We start from the raw sequence: 2,480 nt of genomic DNA, 5'->3' as shown, positions 1-2,480 counted from the left end.
CAATTGGCGAAGGCAGTCGCGACAGCCGATCTCCCCACTTGAGGGGGAGATGGCCGGCAGGCCAGAGGGGGGCGCCGTAGAGCGCCAACTTTTTGCGTTAAGCTGCTTTCTAGGGATGGAGGCAAGTATGGGCTGCGTGATCGTTCGAGCGTCGGCGGGACAGCGCCCCCCTCTGCCCTACCGGACATCTCCCCCACGGGTGGGGAGGGGGAGATTGGCAGCTTCACCGCCTACGCCTCCGCCCGCGCCGCCTTCTCCAGCGCCGCAAGCTGCGCATCGTCCAGCGTCAGGAACTCCATAATGTGCTGCACCACCTCGGCGCGCGCATTGCTCAAGGCGCTGTGCAGCTCGAAGCCGTTGGGCGTCCTGGTGCGTGCCATCCACTCGCCATAGGACGGACGCCGGTAATAGCCGGTCGTCGCCGCGAGATCGGCCAGCACCATCTCACCGTCCTCGCCTGAAAACACCCTGAGATACGCCTTGGCCAGCGCGTCCCGCGCCTTGGCGGGGCTGCCGGCCTGTCCGGCATGGGCGAAGCGTTTCCGGCTCATGCGCCGTTACCCGCCGGACCGACGGGCTGCCCGCTTTGACCACCGCCGCCCAGCATGTCTTGCAACCCGTCGAGCAAGCCGCTGTCGCGCGCCTGCACGGCCGCCGGCACAGCGTCCTTGGCGGCCTTGCCGGCCGTGGCGATCGCCGCCATGCCGGCCTGCGCCTGGCTGGCCTTGGCGCGGGCATCGCGCAGGCCATCGACCTCCTCCTTGCGGCGAAAGATGCGCTGCGGGCTGCGGCCGGCGCTCTGCACGATCTTGATCGCCTCGTCGCTGTCGATGTTGTCCATCACGCCTGGATCGAACTGCGCCATCTGCATGGCCGTCGTCACCACCTGGATGGTGTCGCGCGCTTCGGCCGAGCGCCTGAGCACGTCGAGCGGGCCGGTGAAGGTCGGCCGCACCGCCTTGCCGGCCAGGCTTTCCGGCGGCACGAAGCGGCTGTCCTCGTCATAGAGCCCCTTGTCCTCAAGAATGCCGAGCTCGCGGTCGAGATTGCTGGCGAAACCGGCCTGGATGATCGAGCCGGACGGCCCGAGCAACGCGCCCTTTTCCTCCTGGCGGATCAGCGCCTCGGTCGCCGTCATCTGCGGGTTCTGCACCAGCGTCTGGAACAAATTGACGAACATCATGTCGCGGATCTCGTCGGCGCGGCTCTGCGCATAGTTGAAGGCATAGGTCGGGTTCTGTCCGGTCGAGATCGGCGCAATCAGCGGCCTGCCATTGTCGTCGATCAGGCCGGGATAATTCTCGCCTGGGTTGAGCACCGGCACATAGTCGAGCCGGGCCTTCGAGGCGGTCGCCGGATCGGTGATCTGCTGCAGCGCGCGAAGCCCCGAGCGGCGCACGGCATTTTCCTCGCGCACCGTCGTCAGCGCCTCGATAGCAGGCGAAATGCCATAGGGGTCGCCCTCGTAGCGGCGCCAGTTGAAGGTCGACACCGGAAACGTGCGGAACCCGCTTTCCCGCACGATCTCCTCCTCGTCCTCGATGACATGGTAGGAGGCGAAGGCCGTGTCGAGATACTGGTACTGGCCGCCCAGCCGATACATCTTGCGCTCGTCGCGCGGCTGGATGCACTGGATCAGCGAGATTTTCGTCTCGCATTTGGCCGGATCGTCGACCAGCACCTTGATCCGCGCCGGCAGCTTCTCATAGCCGAGCAGCTGTGCGGCCTGCCGCGCCGTGCGCTCGTAGCGGCGGTGGAAAATGTCGACCTGGCCCCAGCGGTTGCGGCTGAGATAGCCCTCGACCACCGGGATCGAGGCGTAGCGGATAAGCGTCGCGCCGAACCCTTCCTCGGCATAGAGATAGGCCGGGCCATAGCGCACGACATTGCGCAGGCAGGCTTGGGTCGCCGGCACGAAATTCGAATTGGCGGAATAGCGCAGCGCAAACAGGAAATCGCGCAAGGCCTCCGCCCATTCCTTTTCCTCGTCGGTCTCCTCGTCGTTCATGGCCGCCGTCGATAGCCCGTGCCATTTTTCCGACTGCGGGATGATCAGGCTTTCCAGCCCGGCGGCCAGCCGGTTGGCGGCCGAGTTGATGGTGTTGGCATAGACGCGGGCGCCGCGCCGCTCCTGCCGCTCGGCCTGCGAGTCCGGGCCGCCGGTCCGGCGGCCGCTCCAGATATCGGGCGCATCGGGGTCGCAGAACTCCGCCACCTGCTCCCACACAGCCTCATACTGGCTGCGCTCGCTCTCGAGCTCGGACTGGCGGGACAGGATATTGCGGGCGCGGGTGTCGGTCATGGGAGGCCTCGCTGGGGTATGAGATGGGGTCGATAAGGGCGCGCGGCGCCGAAGCTGCTGATCTCCCTCCTTGAGGGGGAGATGGCCGGCAGGCCAGAGGGGGTCGTCTCGCATGGAGCGCTAGCATTCTCTTTTTAAGCCTGAAGGTCGCGTCCCGTCGTACCGACCCCTCTGTCGC

General features: G+C 66.5%; 2 protein-coding genes. Both read right to left on the bottom strand.

Features of this window, described 5'->3' with window-relative positions; translation table 11 throughout:
- Window positions 1-230: 230 nt before the first annotated feature.
- Window positions 231-551, bottom strand: a complete 321-nt coding sequence (locus EOB49_RS31630; RefSeq protein WP_127383279.1) for a hypothetical protein — start codon at window positions 549-551, stop codon at window positions 231-233.
- Window positions 548-2,302: a portal protein gene (locus EOB49_RS31625; protein ID WP_127383278.1), complete on the bottom strand. Its 1,755-nt coding sequence runs from the start codon at window positions 2,300-2,302 to the stop codon at window positions 548-550. The genes EOB49_RS31630 and EOB49_RS31625 overlap by 4 nt, the downstream gene beginning before the upstream one ends.
- Window positions 2,303-2,480 lie beyond the last annotated feature (178 nt).

It is taken from the genome of Mesorhizobium sp. M7A.F.Ca.MR.148.00.0.0, assembly GCF_003997735.1.
Classification (GTDB): Bacteria; Pseudomonadota; Alphaproteobacteria; order Rhizobiales; family Rhizobiaceae; genus Mesorhizobium.
This window is presented reverse-complemented; position numbering and strand designations above follow the sequence as displayed.

What these genes read in the sequence shown, in the direction of transcription:
- EOB49_RS31630 (WP_127383279.1), bottom strand. Translation starts at nt 551, where the DNA reads ATGAGCCGGAAACGCTTCGCCCATGCCGGACAGGCCGGCAGCCCCGCC.
- EOB49_RS31625 (WP_127383278.1), bottom strand. Translation starts at nt 2,302, where the DNA reads ATGACCGACACCCGCGCCCGCAATATCCTGTCCCGCCAGTCCGAGCTC.